The organism is Acinetobacter sp. MYb10 (assembly GCF_002980175.2).
GTDB classification, from domain to species: Bacteria; Pseudomonadota; Gammaproteobacteria; order Pseudomonadales; family Moraxellaceae; genus Acinetobacter; species Acinetobacter guillouiae.
In genome coordinates, this window is sequence record NZ_CP058272.1 from 789,921 (window position 1) to 806,227 (window position 16,307).

Annotated in this window: 16 protein-coding genes; 8 read left to right on the top strand and 8 right to left on the bottom strand. The window is 37.0% G+C overall.

Translation table 11 applies throughout. The annotated features are described in order from the left end of the window. Positions 1-10: 10 nt before the first annotated feature. Positions 11-1,021 carry an AraC family transcriptional regulator gene (locus tag CQZ96_RS03780; RefSeq protein ID WP_105712754.1) on the bottom strand — a complete coding sequence of 337 codons (1,011 nt, stop codon included), beginning with the start codon at positions 1,019-1,021 and terminating at the stop codon, positions 11-13. A 154-nt stretch (positions 1,022-1,175) separates the two neighbouring features. On the opposite strand from CQZ96_RS03780, the gene CQZ96_RS03785 reads away from it, so the two are divergent. Further along, positions 1,176-2,699 (top strand): flavin-containing monooxygenase, encoded by a 1,524-nt coding sequence (locus tag CQZ96_RS03785; RefSeq protein ID WP_105712755.1) that lies wholly within the window; start codon positions 1,176-1,178, stop codon positions 2,697-2,699. Positions 2,700-2,787: 88 nt separating this feature from the next. Continuing rightward, positions 2,788-3,696, top strand: a complete 909-nt coding sequence (locus CQZ96_RS03790; protein ID WP_105712756.1) for a lysine exporter LysO family protein — start codon at positions 2,788-2,790, stop codon at positions 3,694-3,696. 197 nt (positions 3,697-3,893) lie between these two features. Here the strand turns inward: CQZ96_RS03790 and pyrF are convergent, their stop codons facing one another. Together pyrF and CQZ96_RS03800 are read right to left on the bottom strand one after the other, a co-directional pair. Next, positions 3,894-4,589 carry an orotidine-5'-phosphate decarboxylase gene (gene pyrF, locus CQZ96_RS03795; RefSeq protein ID WP_004720776.1) on the bottom strand — a complete coding sequence of 232 codons (696 nt, stop codon included), beginning with the start codon at positions 4,587-4,589 and terminating at the stop codon, positions 3,894-3,896. Positions 4,590-4,692: 103 nt separating this feature from the next. Next, entirely contained in the window at positions 4,693-5,241 is a 549-nt protein-coding gene (locus tag CQZ96_RS03800; RefSeq protein WP_004720777.1) for a helix-turn-helix domain-containing protein, read from the bottom strand. Between the two features lie 116 nt (positions 5,242-5,357). Between CQZ96_RS03800 and CQZ96_RS03805 the strand changes: the two genes are divergently transcribed. From CQZ96_RS03805 to CQZ96_RS03830, 6 genes are all read left to right on the top strand, one after another. Beyond that, positions 5,358-6,020 (top strand): AzlC family ABC transporter permease, encoded by a 663-nt coding sequence (locus tag CQZ96_RS03805; protein ID WP_105712757.1) that lies wholly within the window; start codon positions 5,358-5,360, stop codon positions 6,018-6,020. 1 nt (position 6,021) lies between these two features. Then, positions 6,022-6,357 (top strand): AzlD domain-containing protein, encoded by a 336-nt coding sequence (locus tag CQZ96_RS03810; protein WP_105712758.1) that lies wholly within the window; start codon positions 6,022-6,024, stop codon positions 6,355-6,357. A 1,078-nt stretch (positions 6,358-7,435) separates the two neighbouring features. Next, positions 7,436-7,972, top strand: a complete 537-nt coding sequence (locus CQZ96_RS03815) for a fimbrial protein (protein ID WP_105712759.1) — start codon at positions 7,436-7,438, stop codon at positions 7,970-7,972. An 87-nt stretch (positions 7,973-8,059) separates the two neighbouring features. Then, the gene (locus CQZ96_RS03820) at positions 8,060-8,764 is read left to right on the top strand and encodes a molecular chaperone (protein ID WP_105712760.1); all 705 of its coding nucleotides are present in this window, start codon (positions 8,060-8,062) and stop codon (positions 8,762-8,764) included. Positions 8,765-8,788: 24 nt separating this feature from the next. Beyond that, on the top strand, positions 8,789-11,293 hold the full coding sequence (locus CQZ96_RS03825; RefSeq protein ID WP_105712761.1) for a fimbria/pilus outer membrane usher protein: 2,505 nt from the start codon (positions 8,789-8,791) through the stop codon (positions 11,291-11,293). A 15-nt stretch (positions 11,294-11,308) separates the two neighbouring features. After that, positions 11,309-12,376, top strand: coding sequence for a fimbrial protein (locus CQZ96_RS03830; protein WP_105712762.1), 1,068 nt, complete (start codon positions 11,309-11,311; stop codon positions 12,374-12,376). A 140-nt stretch (positions 12,377-12,516) separates the two neighbouring features. Here CQZ96_RS03830 and CQZ96_RS03835 read toward each other — a convergent pair whose 3' ends face one another. The 5 genes from CQZ96_RS03835 to CQZ96_RS03855 all read right to left on the bottom strand — a co-directional run bounded on the left by CQZ96_RS03835 (position 12,517) and on the right by CQZ96_RS03855 (position 16,305). Beyond that, positions 12,517-12,882 carry a lipopolysaccharide assembly protein LapA domain-containing protein gene (locus CQZ96_RS03835; protein ID WP_004720791.1) on the bottom strand — a complete coding sequence of 122 codons (366 nt, stop codon included), beginning with the start codon at positions 12,880-12,882 and terminating at the stop codon, positions 12,517-12,519. Positions 12,883-12,903: 21 nt separating this feature from the next. Continuing rightward, entirely contained in the window at positions 12,904-13,206 is a 303-nt protein-coding gene (locus CQZ96_RS03840) for an integration host factor subunit beta (RefSeq protein WP_004720793.1), read from the bottom strand. Positions 13,207-13,365: 159 nt separating this feature from the next. Further along, the gene (rpsA, locus tag CQZ96_RS03845; protein WP_016539437.1) at positions 13,366-15,051 is read right to left on the bottom strand and encodes a 30S ribosomal protein S1; all 1,686 of its coding nucleotides are present in this window, start codon (positions 15,049-15,051) and stop codon (positions 13,366-13,368) included. Positions 15,052-15,169: 118 nt separating this feature from the next. Next, entirely contained in the window at positions 15,170-15,859 is a 690-nt protein-coding gene (cmk, locus tag CQZ96_RS03850; protein WP_004720801.1) for a (d)CMP kinase, read from the bottom strand. A gap of 11 nt (positions 15,860-15,870) precedes the next feature. After that, positions 15,871-16,305 (bottom strand): SRPBCC family protein, encoded by a 435-nt coding sequence (locus tag CQZ96_RS03855; protein WP_004720803.1) that lies wholly within the window; start codon positions 16,303-16,305, stop codon positions 15,871-15,873. Positions 16,306-16,307: the final 2 nt, after the last annotated feature.

The following is a 16,307-nucleotide window of genomic DNA, read 5'->3' on the forward strand; positions in this document are numbered from 1 at the left end:
CACTACCTGTTTATTTACCATATTGACGCGGGCTTTGCCCAAACCAACGTTTAAAAGCATGATTAAATGCAGCGGGTTCTGAGTAGCCTAGTAATTCCGCAATCACCTCAATTGAATATTCCTTATATTCAATCAAGCGCAATGCTTTGTGTTTAATCAACTGTTCCCGAATTTGTTTATAGCTGGTATTTAATTGCTGCAACTGGTGGCGTAAGGTTCTTTCAGGCACATTCAATGCCTGTGCCACTTCGGCCATCGACGGAATAATCCCTTGCTGTAATTCTAAATAATCATTTACCCGTTGAATCAACGGCGCTATTTTCTGTTCTTCGGCATTCAATCGCTCGATTTCAGCAATACACTTGGCTTCGTAAACCCGATGTGTAATCGGATCTGCGGATGGAATCGGCAGTTGCATCACATCTTCATTGATCCAAAAAGCGGCTTTTTCACAATTAAAATGTAAATCTGAACCGTAATAATCATGATATTCCTTTAATACACTTAAATCCTGAGGCTGCTGAAAGGGTAACTCGATTCTCACGCTGGGCGCTGTAAGTCCCATCATTTTATAAATATCATCCAGAAATTTATAAGTTCCAGAGATTTCACATTGCGCTCTCAATAAACCCATTTCTGTTTCTAAATCTACTGGTTTGTAAGTTAACGCAACTTGATGATCGCCTTTCTCAAGTCCTAAGACACCGTATAAATAGGTTAAACCCTGATAATGCACACCATTTTGAATCGCATCACCAACATTACTACATGTCACCAAGAGCATAAGCAACGGACCATAGCCCGCCAAAGAATAATGCTGACCGATAAACAAGCCTGTTTCTGGCTGTACACCCTGCCCAATCACTTTTTGTATATCCCACTCTAAACTGGGATGAATGATAGAGCTCGGATCAAGTGCATCTGCTTTGATCCCAATACTTGCAAGTCGTGAATCTACATCGATTCCAGCATTACGCATACCATGAATTAAATACATTAAACCGAGAATCGAGCGTTTCATTGGATCATCATTTGATTTCTACCCAAACTTTGTACTACAAAGATGGTTTTTTGCAAATTGCCGAATATATCAATTTTTGTGTCAGTGCAATCATATTTCAAGCTCTGCATTTCCGATATTCTATGCAAAACTGGAAAAGTCAGAGCGAACAAAAATGAGTACAGCCCCTACGACTGAAGCAAAAACCCAATCTACGCAAGTTGCAATTATTGGATCTGGATTTGGTGGTTTAGCCATGGCAATCCGCCTATTGCAAGCCAATATTCATGATTTTATCATTTTAGAAAAAGCAGATGATGTTGGTGGTACATGGCGTGAAAACCAGTACCCAGGTGCGGCTTGTGATGTTCAATCACATATGTACTCGCTTTCATTTGCACCAAAAACAGATTGGTCAAAACGTTATGCCGAAGCGCCTGAGATTTTTGACTATATTCAAGATTTAATTCAGCAATTCAATTTAAAGAAATACATCCAATTTAATCAAGAAGTGGTGTCAACACGTTATGATGAGCACAATTTCAATTGGCATTTAACACTAAAAAGTGGACAAAAAATTGAGGCTCAATTTGTTATTTTTGCATCAGGGCCATTGCATGTAGCACAGATTCCTAAAATTAAAGGGATTGAAAAATTCAAAGGTGAAGTTTTCCATTCATCACACTGGAAGCATGACTATAATTTAAATCAAAAAAATGTAGCATCCATTGGTACTGGGGGTAGTGCAATTCAATATATTCCTGAAATTGCTGCAAAAGTTCAAAATCTTTATGTATTTCAAAGAACCCCTGCTTGGGTGATTCCTCGTGATGAACGTGCCTATAATGCACTTGATAAAAAACTATTTAGTCGCTTTGAATGGTTTAGAAAATTACACCGTGCTCGTTTGTACTGGTCAAATGAATCACGTGTCGTCCCCATTGTAAAACCACAAATCATGAAATATGGTCAGAAACTTGCGGAAGCTTATATAAAATTCCAAGTCAAAGACAAAGAAATCGCCAAAAAACTGACCCCTGACTATATTATGGGCTGTAAACGCATCCTGATTTCCAACAAATACTTTCCAACATTTAATCGTAAAAATGTTGAATTAATCACCGATGGAATTCAGGAAATTACAGAAAATAGCATCATCACTAAGGATGGCAAAGAACGTCAAATTGATTGTTTAATTTATGGTACTGGTTTTATTACAGACCCACGGATCTATTTAAAATCATTTGATTGCTATGGTGAACACGGTGTTGAATTAAAAACGGCATGGAAAGATGGTGCAGAAAGTTTTTATGGGATCAGTACTAAAGGTTTTCCTAATCTATTTCAATTGCTTGGTCCGAATACCGTACTGGGTCATAACTCTGTAATTTTCATGATTGAATCTCAAGTGAATTATATTTTGCAATTGATTCAAATGGTTGCAAAAACACAGACGCAAGCAGTAACGGTAAAAGCTGAAGTACAAGATCAATTTAATGAAAATGTACAAAAACAGCTTGAAGGTACGGTATGGCAATCTGGCTGTGTCAGTTGGTACCAACAAGATGGCGGTAAAAACTTTGCATTATGGCCAACCTATACCTGGAAATTTTGGCTCAGCACTCGCAAAGTAAACCCAGCAGATTTCCGCTTATTAGGCCGTGAGCAAAGCGCAAAGCAAAAATCAAAAGCTGCATAAACTTGGTTGATATTCTTCTATAAATTTTCAACCGCTTTTCTGCGCTTCGACTATAATAGATAGGTATCCATTGCCTATCTATTTTTTCATGCAATCACTTTGGCTTATTTTCCAACTTTTATTTTGTTTATGTTTAGGGTTTATTTTAGCCCGCAGAATTCCACAATCCATTGAAAAAATATCTTTTAAAATACTGCCTTATTTTACCTATATTCTTTTAATTGCGATTGCAATGGAGTTTTCTCAAACAATTCATAACATTGCCAGCCCTGCACAGATTCTCACCAGTTCAATCACGATTGCATTCACCACATCATTGGGTGCATTTTTCTGTTGTTATCTGGTATTTACAGCGATTGGCTATAAACCATCACAAGGTAAAGTTTCTGCTGAATTATTGATGGGTTCATTACTCAACATCAGCTATGCATTTATTGCCCTGGCTGTAGGTTATGGCTTAGCAGAGTTAACCCACCTTTTTCATGTTCCTCTACATGTCAGCACATGGAATTTACTTTTAGTTTACATGTTACTGATCGGCTTGGATCTGGCTTACTCGCCACTGGATCGTTCTTGGTTAAACTGGAAAATTATGCTGGTACCGATTGCCTGCGTGATTGGCTCACTATTGGGTGCTGTTGCGGCATTTTTTTTGATTCAAGATATCAGTATGAAAGATTTAATCATGCTATCGCAAGGTTACGGCTTCTATTCGATGACAGGGATTGTGGTGACTGAATTAAAGAATGCCCATCTGGGAAGTATTGCGTTAATGAACGATTTATTTAGGGAGATTTTTGCCATTTTATTTATGTATATGATTGGATGGCGTTATCCACGTTCAGCAATTTCTTCTGCTGGTGCAACCGCAATGGACGTCACCTTACCCATGGTGAAACAAGCTTGCGGCAATGATTATATTCCACATGCTATGGTCAGTGGTTTTGTTCTGTCGGTATTGGCGCCAATTGCGGTAAGTGTTCTGGCTGCACTTTAAAATTAAGTTCTGAATATCGTGCTTTATCTGACGAGATAGTAATACTGTTCAATAGAATCATTGGAATATAAAAGATTATTTAAACTATTGAAGAAAAGATCTAGTAGCGCAGGTACACTACAGTGTATATACATCAATTTTTATTATATAAATCAAAGAAATCACCCTCTTGATCAACTGAAAAAGAGGGTTTATTTTTATAGGGTAGCTAAAATATCTTGCAGGGTTTTACTTGGATGCTCTGATTGAGTAATTGGACGACCAATTACTAAATGAGTAGAACCATCAAGCATGGCCTGCTTAGGCGTTACAATACGCTTTTGATCATCTGCATTTGCACCAGCCGGACGAATCCCTGGTGTTACCAAAGCAAATTCAGCACCTAACTCCTGACGTAACATCTTGGCTTCCTGAGCCGAGCATACCACGCCATCTAGACCACTCTGTTGAGTCAAGTTAGCCAGACGTTTCACTTGTTCAAATGGCTCAATGTCTAAACCAATTTCACGCAAGTCTTCACGTTCCATTGAAGTAAGTACAGTAACCGCAATCAATTGGGTTTTATAGTTACCTGCTTTTAAGCGTTCTACACAAGTTTCCATCATTCTACGCCCACCTGAGGCATGGACATTGACCATCCATACGCCCAAATCGGCCGCAGCACAAACTGCCTGCGCAGTTGTGTTAGGAATATCATGAAATTTTAAATCGAGGAATACTTCAAAGCCCTTATCATGTAGTGCTTTCACAACCAGAGGGCCTTCATGGGTAAATAGTTCTTTACCGACTTTTAAACGACATAGTGATGGGTCAAGCTGATCAGCAATTGCTAGGGCGTCATATTGGCTTTTTGCATCTAAGGCAACAATAATACTCACGAATCTCAGTTCCATCACATAAATTTGCGCTCATTATAAAGTGATTCACGCCATGTACAAAGCCAGAAAATCGACTTCATCACAAAACAATCAACTATTCTTACATCTTGCTTATGATTTATCTCTGCTCTGAAATCAAAATTGCACGTGTGTCTTGCTCCAGTGCTTCAAAAATATGCGCTTGATCTGCTGGATAGGAAATATAGTCCCCTGCTTGAAGCAACTCAGCACTGTCTAATAAACCGACTTTGGCAGAGCCCTGCATAATAATAATATGCTCCACACTGCCAATAGGATGTGGTTTACTGCAACGCGGCTCACCCGGTTGAGTTGTAAGCATATACACATCTCGTCGTGCATTGGGTGGGCATGTCGCCAACAAAACAGCCTGATAATTTGATATTTCAGAAACAACTGAAGCACCTTCGCCATAACGAATTACTTGTGTGGCTTGAGCTTGTGCTTCCATAAGTTTGGCAAAAGGAATATTTAAAGCCACGCAAAGTGCCCATAAAGTTTCTAGACTCGGATTGCCCTGCCCAGATTCAAGTTGTGAAAGTGTGGATTTCGCAATGCCTGCACGTCGAGCAACTTCTCCCAAAGATAATGCAGCACTTTTTCTTTCTTTTTGCAGATTATTTGCAATGATTTCAATTGGTATAGACATTACCCTTCCAAAAAATACGATCGTTCGATTTGACGAACAACAACAATAAAACTATTATAACAAATGATCGTTCATTTTGTCGAACAATCTTATTACCCCAAGCAAGGCTCATCTCAATGAAGTATAAAGAAATAAAAAATTTACCCAAGCCCCTGATAAAATCAATCATGATTCTCTGCATCGCAACCGCATTGATCGGGATTTCATTAGGTACGCTTGCAGTCAATTATCAACTGCCGATCTGGATACCTTTACTACTTTCAATCTGTGTCTTGGCTGGTGCTGCCGAGTTTACTTTCATTGGCATGATTGCTACTGGAAGCAGTCCGATTACAGCTGCGATTGTCGGATTACTGATTAATTTACGACATCTGCCTTTTGGTTTAGCGATTACCCATTTTATAGAAAAAAATAAATTAAAATATTTTGCTACACATATTATGAATGATGAAAGTGTTTTATTTGGTTTAAGCCAATCTTCAAATGAACTAAAACTGAGTGCTTATTGGCTGTGCGGTGTCGGAATTTTATTTGCTTGGCCGATAGGCGTTTTAAGCGGTTATATATTGGGAAGTCATTTAGCTTATGCAAAATTACTGGGTATCGATACGATTTTTCCTGTCGTACTGTTTGCACTTACCTTTAAAGCATTAAAAAGAAAATCTGCTCGAAAATCGGCAATGACTGGTGCAGTCATCAGCCTCGCTACTTTTCCATTTCTACCCTTAGGGATTCCGATACTTATGTCATTATTTGGCTTGCTTGTAGGAAGAAAATAACATGCATCAGCAATTTATCATTTTGATCGGGATCATGCTGCTGGCGATGGGTACTTATCTGATCCGATATGCAGGACTTTCACTCAACCAATATTTCACAATCGGCAAACAACATGAGCAACTCTTTAATGATGCCGCAACAACTTTACTGTTTTCTATTGCGATTCTCAGTACTTTTTTTGAAGGTACGGATTGGGCAGACTTAGGCAAAATCATGGGGGTATTGGTGGGCTTATTTCTGATTTGGAAAAATCACTCACTTATTACGACGATTGTAATTGCTATGCTGATCACCACAATATTCCGATTTGTAGAATTTTTCTGGTTAGCCCAATAGAACTGTTAAAGCTTAAAAAAGCGTTTTACAACAATCAAAGCGCTTTTTTTAACAGCATAATGCAAGTGACTACGTGTGCTTAATTATTGATTGAAGATAATGTTTTAATCTCTATGCTTATTTTTATGAATACTTAATCTATCATAAAGCGCTTAAAATTCATTTTATATTGATCATTTTGAAGCACTTCACTTACTCCACCAAATAAAAATTTTCAAAACACTGCCTTCTATTTATCTTTATCCTTACAGCAGATAAATTCTTTTTCAAGTAATTAAAAACCAGTAAAAGCTTAAATGAATATTAAATTAAATAAAAATTATACTTTTATTTAATTTATTGATTGCATGTACCCATGTTTAAGCTCGCGTTTTTTAATAAATCTATTTGCTTTATTTCTAAATATATTCTTTATGACTAAACAAACATTACATAACAACTAAACAATAAATCTTTTTTTTAAATCAAAATTTAGTCATACTAAGTGAAGTATAGTCGCATTAAAACGTCTTCTGCTTTCAAAATCAGCCTAGGATGAGCGCGATTTTAACTTGATCTATTCTTTTAAAAATAATTTATAAAGAAGTTGAATGAATATTAAAAAATTCCTTAAATTCAACACTATAAAATTATTGATAAAAATGCTCAATTACAGTGCAGTCTATTAAAATAAAAATAATATCTGATTAATAATGATAATAAAGTATTTTAGAAAAACTTAAATAAGACCTTATACTTAATATAAGCAGATCAAAATAGTTTGCTATAATATGACGTTATTCACAAAAAGTGACATTTTTTGTCACTTTTTAGTAAACAGAAACAAATCCGCTTTAAATTAAATAAACATGTTAATTATAAATATAATCTTGTATTTAAATAATAAAAAATAAATCTAAAATAAATAATGTTATATTGCTTTTATAAGATAAAAATAATGTGATATTTGTCTCTTTTTTTTGTTGTTTTTATTTAGAAAAAATTTATAGTAGCCCTTATTGTTTAGCTCCTAAACACTTCCCCTTTATTAGGAAAGTACCAGTAAAGGGCAAATCAACGCAGTATTGAGAGAAATTCTATGAAAAAAATTCAATTGGGTTTAGCGATCATTGGCTTAGGTTTAGCATCTTCAACAGTTTTTGCAGCTGCAGATGGTACAGTAACAGTTACAGGTAAAATCGTTGATCAAACTTGTACAGTTGGTGGTAATGCTGGTAACTATACTGTTGTTTTACCAACTGTAGGTAAATCAACTTTAGCGACAGCGGCGACAACAAATGGCGACACTAAATTTACCATTAATTTAACAGCATGCCCTGTAGGTAATGTGGGTGTTTATTATGACAACACCAATGCAAATATTAATACTGCAGGCCGTTTAAACAATACCGTAACGACTGGCGGTGCAACAAACGTAAATATTCAATTATTGAACTCTGCAAAAGCAGTGATTGACCTCACTAAAGATCGTACAGGCCAAAACATTGTGACTTCAAATGTTGCAACTGCAAACGGTTCTGCAAATCTTGATTTTTATGCACGTTACTATGCAACAGGTGCAACGACTGCTGGTGATGTAAGCACGACAGCAACTTACTATGTTGTATACCCATAATTAAAAATTTGGATCTGTAAGTTTTCAAACAAGTCTGCGTTAATTTCTACACCTTAACCAGACTTGCTTCTCCCCAAGGGTCTTTCGATGAAAAAACCATTTTTTATTTCTAGCTTGTTAATGCTCAGTACTTTGATCACATCCGCTCATGCTGGTATTGTGATTACAGGTACCCGTGTAATTTACCCAAGTGATAAAGAATTTGTATCTGTGCAATTAACCAATGTAGGTGATCAAGTTGCATTAGTACAATCATGGGTGGATAGTAAAGACATTATTGCAGATCCAACCACAACCCAAGCCCCATTTATTGTTACCCCTCCAATAACCACGATTGAAGCTGCTAAAGGTCAATCTTTACGTGTCATTTTCAATCAAAAACAAAAACTTGCTACTGATCGAGAAACATTGTTTTGGCTCAACGTACTTGATATCCCAGCCAAGCCAACAGCTGAAGCAAATTACTTACAATTTGCGATTCGTAACCGCTTAAAACTGTTTTACCGACCAACTGGCATCAAAATGGAACAGCAACAAGCGTTTCAAAAAGTTGAATTACAACGTGTAAATAACCAACTACAAATCAATAATCCGACACCTTATTACTTAAATTTTGGTAAATCGAATCTGGTTTTAAAAAATGGTGCGCCAAGCGAAATTAAAAATCTAAGCTTTATAGAACCATTTTCAAAACAACAAATTGAGGTCGAAAATTTATCAGACGCCAAGTCCGTCCAGCTTTATTTAATCAATGACTACGGCAGTTTATCGACAATAGAGAAACAGTTTTAATCTAAATTATTGGGAGAATTGTGCTTGAAACATTTCACACTTAGGTATAGTGTTTTGGCGCTAAGTCTATATCTATGCAATCAAAATGTTATAGCGCAAGCACCACAATTCGATAATAGTTTTTTATACGGTAAAAATTCTAAAACAATTGATCTTGAAAAATTTGTTTCAAGCGATAAAGTCGCGCCAAATGATTACATCCTCGATATTTACCTAAATGATCGTTATATCACCCGCTCTATTGTGCATATTTCAGATGATCCTGAATCACCTGAAAAGCAACGCTATTGTATTCCACGCAGTACTGTTAAGCAGCTTGATTTTAATCATAAACTTATCGATTTAGATAAAGTCACTGGTGACTGTATCGATACACGCTTAATGAATCATGTCGTGTTCTGGAAGCTGAATATAGCGGAACAACGCGTGGATGTTTCAAGCCCTCAATCAATGTTAAATGAGCGACCATTTGGCTATATAGATCCATCACTTTGGGAAACTGGTGGAAATAGTGCTTTTCTCAAATATTACTACAATTACTATAATTCAGATTATGGTCAGGACAACAAACAAGATTCTAGTTTTCTGAATATTAATTCTGGTATCAATATTGATGATTGGCAATTCCGTCATTCTGGTAGTACCAGTATGGGAGACAGCAATCATTCAGGCCAATATACCAGCTATGAAAACAAGCTTATGCGAGTACTGCCTAGTTTAAAAACTCAGCTTAGCCTTGGTGATTTCTATACCAATACCAAAACCATCAATAGTAATTCGAGTATCGCCATTCGTGGGGTACAACTTGCTAGCGATGACAGAATGCTTCCGATTTCATTGCAAAGTTATGCACCTACAATTTCAGGTTATGCAAAAAGTAATGCTTTAATACGGGTACGCCAAAATCAACAAATTATTATGGAACGCACTGTTCCTGCCGGTGCATTTAACATTACAGATCTCCAAACACCTGGGACGGGTGGCACATTAAATGTAGATATTATTGAAGCAAATGGTGAAATCCGCAGTTTTGATTTGCCTTATAATAATTTTATTCAGTCTATCCGCGCGCAACAGTATCGTTATCAAATTGCAGCAGGTACTATTCGTCAAAATAGCAAATCCTATGATGAGAAGTTAATCAATGCATCTTTTGATTATGGATTAAATGATTTTATGTCAGTGAGCAGCTCAGCACTGGTCAGTGATCACTATCAATCTTATATTCTTGGAACTGCGTTAAATACCAAGCTCGGTGGTATTGCCCTAGAAAGCAATTATGTTAAAGCAGATATTAACCAATCCAACCAAAATTTAAACAGTTCTTTGCTTACGCTGCGCTATAACCTTGCTCTAAACGGTGCAAAAACAAATATCAGTTTAAACAGTACTGTTTATGGAAATGATCAATATTATTCCTTTGATGAAGCCATGCAGAATCGTTATATCCAAAACAACAGTTCTGCGCTGGTGCTTAATGGTCGTCCCAAGTCATCAAACTATATTCAACTAAGCCAAAACTTAGGTCATCAGTTTGGTGCTGTTTCAGCCAATTTTTCGCAATATAAATTTTGGCATCAAATCAATACACAAAAGTTTTATCAAATTAGCTATAGCAATAGTTATAAAGGCATCAGTTACTATGTCGGTATGCAACATACTCAAAATGATCAATACAAATTAGATAAAGACACTCAATACTTCGTGAATGTGAATATTCCTCTATCGTTTAAAAAGAAAAATAGTAATTTACGTCTAAGTAGTGAAGTCTATCCAGATAATAATGCACTCAATACCAATCAAGTCGGCATATTTGGAAATTTAGGTGAAAATCAGCAGTTCGGCTATAACTTCAATTATTCAAATAGTAAAGATAAAGATCTCTTCAGCAGTTCTTTAAGTTATCGAACCAATCCGGTTTATTTAGCATCGACTTATGCAACTGACTTTGACCAACAACGTCAATACTCTTTACAAGCACAAGGTGCTATCGTTGCACATCAGCATGGTATCACCTTAGCCAATGATTTAAATGATACTTTTGCAATTATTCATGCCAAAGGTTTAGAGGGAACCAGCCTTTCAAATGGAAATAATATTAAAATTGATCGCTGGGGCAATGCGATTATTCCCTATCTAAATCCTTACCAATACAATAGTATCAACTTAAACCCAAATACAATTCCATTAAATACCGATGTTGATGCAACCCAATTACAAGTTGTACCCAAATCAAACGCAAGTATTTTGGTTGATTTTAAAGCATTAAAAACCACAAAAGCCTTAATCGAACTTAAAAACGCAAATGAGGTGCTCATTCCAATGGGTGCTCAAGTGAAAGATACTTTGGGTAATGCTGTTACTACAGTAGGACAAGGTCAGCAAATTTTTATGCAAAATATAAATCCTGGACGCTATAGCGTCTATTGGAGTAATACTGATTCTTGTCAATTCGATATTTCTAAAGAAATATTGCAACAAAGTAAAAATCAAATCCCTTTTGCAAGCTTTAGCCTAAACTGTAAATAAGCACGGAGTAATTTTATGCTGAAATATAAATTGTTATTTATGTTATCTACACTCCCCGCAAGTTTTGCAGCATTTGCAGATTGTAGTGTAGGCAGCAATTTCACTGGCGGTTATAGCATGCCGACGATGAATGCCAGTACCATGAATATCAATAAATATGAAGGGACATCGGTACAGTCCAATGTCTATTCACGCGAAGTTGCTTCAGCAAATTTTGATATTTTCCGTGTCTATAGTGGATGTACTGTTGGCACAAATAGAACCATTTTTGGGAATGTTTTTGCCACCAATGTGATTCCTTATGATGCCAATATTTCGCGTTTAAATGCTTACCCAGCTTTAGGAATTAAAGTTGAAATGGGCGATGCACCTGCAAGTGGCACATTAAAAACGCTAAATACCACTGAATTAGCCATTTATAGTTATAGTGGTGATACACATGGTGTAAAAATGAGAGTGACATTATATGTTTTGCCCAGAACATCAACAATGACCTCCTATCCTGCAACAATTAATGTGTCTAATCTACAAATAGCAACTATCAGTTTAAGACGTGTAAGTGATAATGGTCTCATCCCTGCAAATAGACAAATTCCCGTATATTTAAATGCAACAGTGAATATATCTGAATCCACATGCTCACTAAGTCAAAGTAGCTACACTATTGCGTTACCTGACGTCAGTGTACGAAACTTGGGTTTAGTCGGAAATGAAACTGCATTAAGCTCAAGTAATACAGCAACCCTCAGTATTAATTGTGCAAATTTAAATGATGGTGCAGGTCGCGAAATAAAGGCTTATACCACGGATGCCTTAAATCAATCCAATGCGACAAATATATTAGAAAATCAAGTTGGTGCTGGTTATGCGACAGGCATAGGGATTCGTTTACGTGATAAAAACAATGCGATAATTAGTCTAGATCCAAACCAATCAAAGAGTACCAACAAGTGGACCTTTGGCAATTTAAGCACTTCTCAGTTGATTCAACATGTAATTAAAGCCAATTACGTAAGAACAACAAATACAGTGACACCTGGTCTGGTCAGATCTCAAGCTTATTTAAATATTGTATATGATTAAAAAAAGCGAACTTATGTTCTTTTATTTGTTTGATAATATTGAACAAAGTTTCTGGTATTGAATAATTGACACAATCAACAATCAGTACAAATAAAAAAGCGCTTTACAGTGATGGTAAAGCGCTTTTTTTATCATAATGATTAAAGCGGATTGATATTCTTATTTTCTGGTTGAATATCTAATACCGTCTTTTCATGACGAGCACTTGCAGCAGCTTCAGCAGCAGCCAATTGTGCTGTCTGTATTTGTTCTTTTCGGAGATGATCGATATCTTTACGAAGACGCTTAACTTCCCATGCATTTTGGAATACACGGAAAACCTGTACACCAAGCAACAATCCAAGAACAATCCCGAGTACCAAAGTTAATAGTAGCAATAACCCTAAACGCATTGCTGGTACTTGAGTAAACAATAAATCTACAGGTAGTTCAGCTGGATTCTGCAAGACTAATGCTAAAGCATAACCAAAGACTACCAGTAGTAATGCAACTAAGAAATAGCGCATACTCACCTCATTCGAATTTTATTAATTAGCAGATTCGTTTACTGCATCACGGAGTGCTTTACCAGGTTTAAAGTGAGGTACAGCTTTTGCTGCAACTTCTACTGATTTACCTGTTTTAGGATTACGACCCACACGTGGCTCACGGTGATGTAAAGCGAAACTACCAAACCCACGAATTTCAATACGGTCATCTGAAGATAACGATGCAATCATTTGATCGATCATAATCTTAACTGCTTCTTCGACTAATGGCTCTGCTAAATGCGGATTTTTAAGAGCAATTCTTTCTATTAAGTCAGACTTATTAAGTGCTTCAGTTGTCATTTAAGACCTCATTAATTTTAATGCTAATTGATATACACCAGATAATATCCTTTTTAAATACAAAAAGGTAGCGCAGTAATCATATACTACGCTACCTTTTACACTATTTGAATAAAAAATATTAATTAATTACATTAAATAATACTTCTTAACAATCACTTAGTGGTTCATCTGTGCTTTGATCAAATCACCAATAGTCTTAGGACCATTGTCTTGACCTGCAGGCGCAGTTGTAGTTGTTTTCAAGTTTGCTACAGCTTCTTTCTCTTCAGCTTCGTCTTTCGCTTTAATCGACAAGTTAATAGAACGTGATTTACGATCTACATTGATGATTTTAGCTTCAACTTCTTGACCAACTTCTAAGAATTTAGTTGCATCTTCAACGCGATCGCGGTTGATTTCAGACGCTTTCAAAGAAGCTTCAACTTCGTCAGCTAACTTAATTGTTGCGCCTTTAGCATCAACAGCAGTTACTGTACCTTTAACCAACGCACCGCGTTCGTTAGCAGCTAAGAAGTCATTGAACGGATCGCTGTTCATTTGCTTGATACCAAGACTGATACGGTTACCTTCAGCATCTACAGATAAGATAACCGCTTCAACTGTATCACCTTTCTTGTAACGACGAATAGCGTCTTCGCCTTGTTCGTTCCAAGAAATATCAGACAAGTGAACTAGACCATCGATACCGCCAGGTAAACCGATGAAGATACCGAAGTCAGTGATAGACTTGATCGTACCAGAAACTTTTTCACCTTTGTCGTGTGACTTAGAGAACTCTTCCCATGGGTTCGCACGAGTTTGCTTGATACCCAATGAAATACGACGACGTTCTTCATCAACTTCAAGAACCATAACATCAACTTCATCACCAATCTGAACAACTTTAGATGGGTGGATGTTTTTGTTTGTGTGATCCATTTCTGAAACGTGTACTAAGCCTTCAACGCCTTCAGCGATTTCAGCGAAACAACCGTAGTCAGTTAAGTTTGTAACACGTGCTTTAACGATAGAACCTTTAGGATAACGGTTCATGATCGCTAACCATGGATCTTCGCCTAATTGCTTAAGACCTAAAGATACACGATTACGTTCTTTGTCAAACTTAAGTACTTTAACAGTAACTTCTTGACCCACTTCAACAACTTCTGAAGGGTGTTTGATGCGTTTCCAAGCCATATCTGTGATATGTAGAAGACCATCAATACCGCCAAGGTCAACGAATGCACCGTAATCAGTAAGATTTTTGATCGTACCAGTAACTGTTTGGCCTTCTTCCAATTGAGAAAGAAGCGCTTCACGGTCAGCTGAAGATTCAGCTTCCATTACAGCACGACGAGATACAACAACGTTGTTACGTTTAGCATCAAGTTTGATTACTTTGAATTCTAACTCTTTGCCTTCAAGGTGAGTTGTATCACGAATAGGGCGAGTATCTACCAATGAACCTGGTAAGAATGCACGAACTGGACCGATGTCAACAGTGAAACCGCCTTTAACCTTACCAGAAATAACACCAGTAACGATTTCGCCGTCTTCAAAGATTTTTTCAAGTTTAGTCCAAGTTTCAGCACGTTTCGCTTTTTCACGTGATAAAACTGTTTGACCCATACCGTTGTCAAGCGCTTCAACAACAACATCAACTTCATCGCCAACTTGAACTTCAAGTTCGCGTTGTTCGTTTAAGAATTCTGAACGTGCAACAACACCTTCAGATTTAAGGCCAGTGTCAACAGTAACCCAGTCAGAGTCGATGCTAACAACGATACCTTTAATAACGGCACCTTTGTCGATATTGAGAGTTGATTCGCTTTCTTCAAAGAGGGCTGCAAAAGATTCGGTCATGATATACCTAGTAAAGTCAACGGTCTTGGATCAGACAAGGCCGGTTTAGTTAAGCCATCCACATAGTCCGTATAAACTGATCAAGCTATGCTTTGGCTAATATTTGGTTAAATATTCTTTATTTAGCTAAATGTAACTCGACATAATCAGTCATCAGTTTAAACACTTCATCGATGTTCATTTCTGAGCTATCAATGATATAAGCATCTTCTGCTGGCTTGAGTGGAGCGACGGTGCGTTCCATATCTCTTTTATCTCGAGCTTGTATATTTGCTAAAATGTCGCTTATTTTAACATCCAGCCCCATTCCCTGCAACTGTTTTACACGACGCTCTGCACGGGACTCGGCTGAAGCAGTGAGATAAATCTTCGCTTGTGCTTGTGGAAAAATAGAAGTACCCATATCACGCCCATCGGCAACCAAGCCAGGCAACTGAGCAAAAGCATGTTGTCGATCTACCAATGCCGCTCTAAGCGCTGGAATTGCTGCGACTTTTGAAGCAAATTCACCAACACGTTCAGTACGAATCGTTTGTGAGACATCCTCACCATCTAACAAAATCATGATTCCGTTGTCAGCACTCTTAAATACGATATCTAAATTTGTTGCAATCGTCACACTTTGTTGCAATACAGATTCAGTATCTAATGCGTCCAACAATTCTTTTTGATGCAATGACAATCCAAGCAAACGATACAGCGCACCAGAGTCTAATAAATGGAATTGATAGTGATTCGCAAGTTTTGCTGCAAGTGTTCCTTTACCAGAACCACTTGGCCCATCGATTGTGATAATTTGAATTGTCATTGAATTTCCAATTAAGCTACAGACTTAGCAAGTTTCTTAAATCCAAGTGTAATCGCTAGTTTAAGCTGTGCAAGTATTAATTTACTCACAAATGGTGCACGTGCTTGTAATTCGATCGTATAGTCAACACGGGTTTTGTTTGCATCAAGCGCTGTAAACTCAATAATTCCAATATGATGTTTAATCAATGGATTGTTAATTAACTTATATTCAATACGTTTATTGACATCCAGATGCGTAATTTTCTCTTGAATCGGCTTGATCGGACCAAACCCCATACGACGGATAGAACCCAATCCATCTGGGCGTTCAGGATCAGCAGCATCTTTTACCCGTACAACTTGAATGGGAGCAAAAGCCACATTATAGGTTGAATGCTTTGATAACAAGTCAAAGACCTGATCGATTGGTGCATTAAACTCTTGTTTTACTTGAATAGAATTCATTG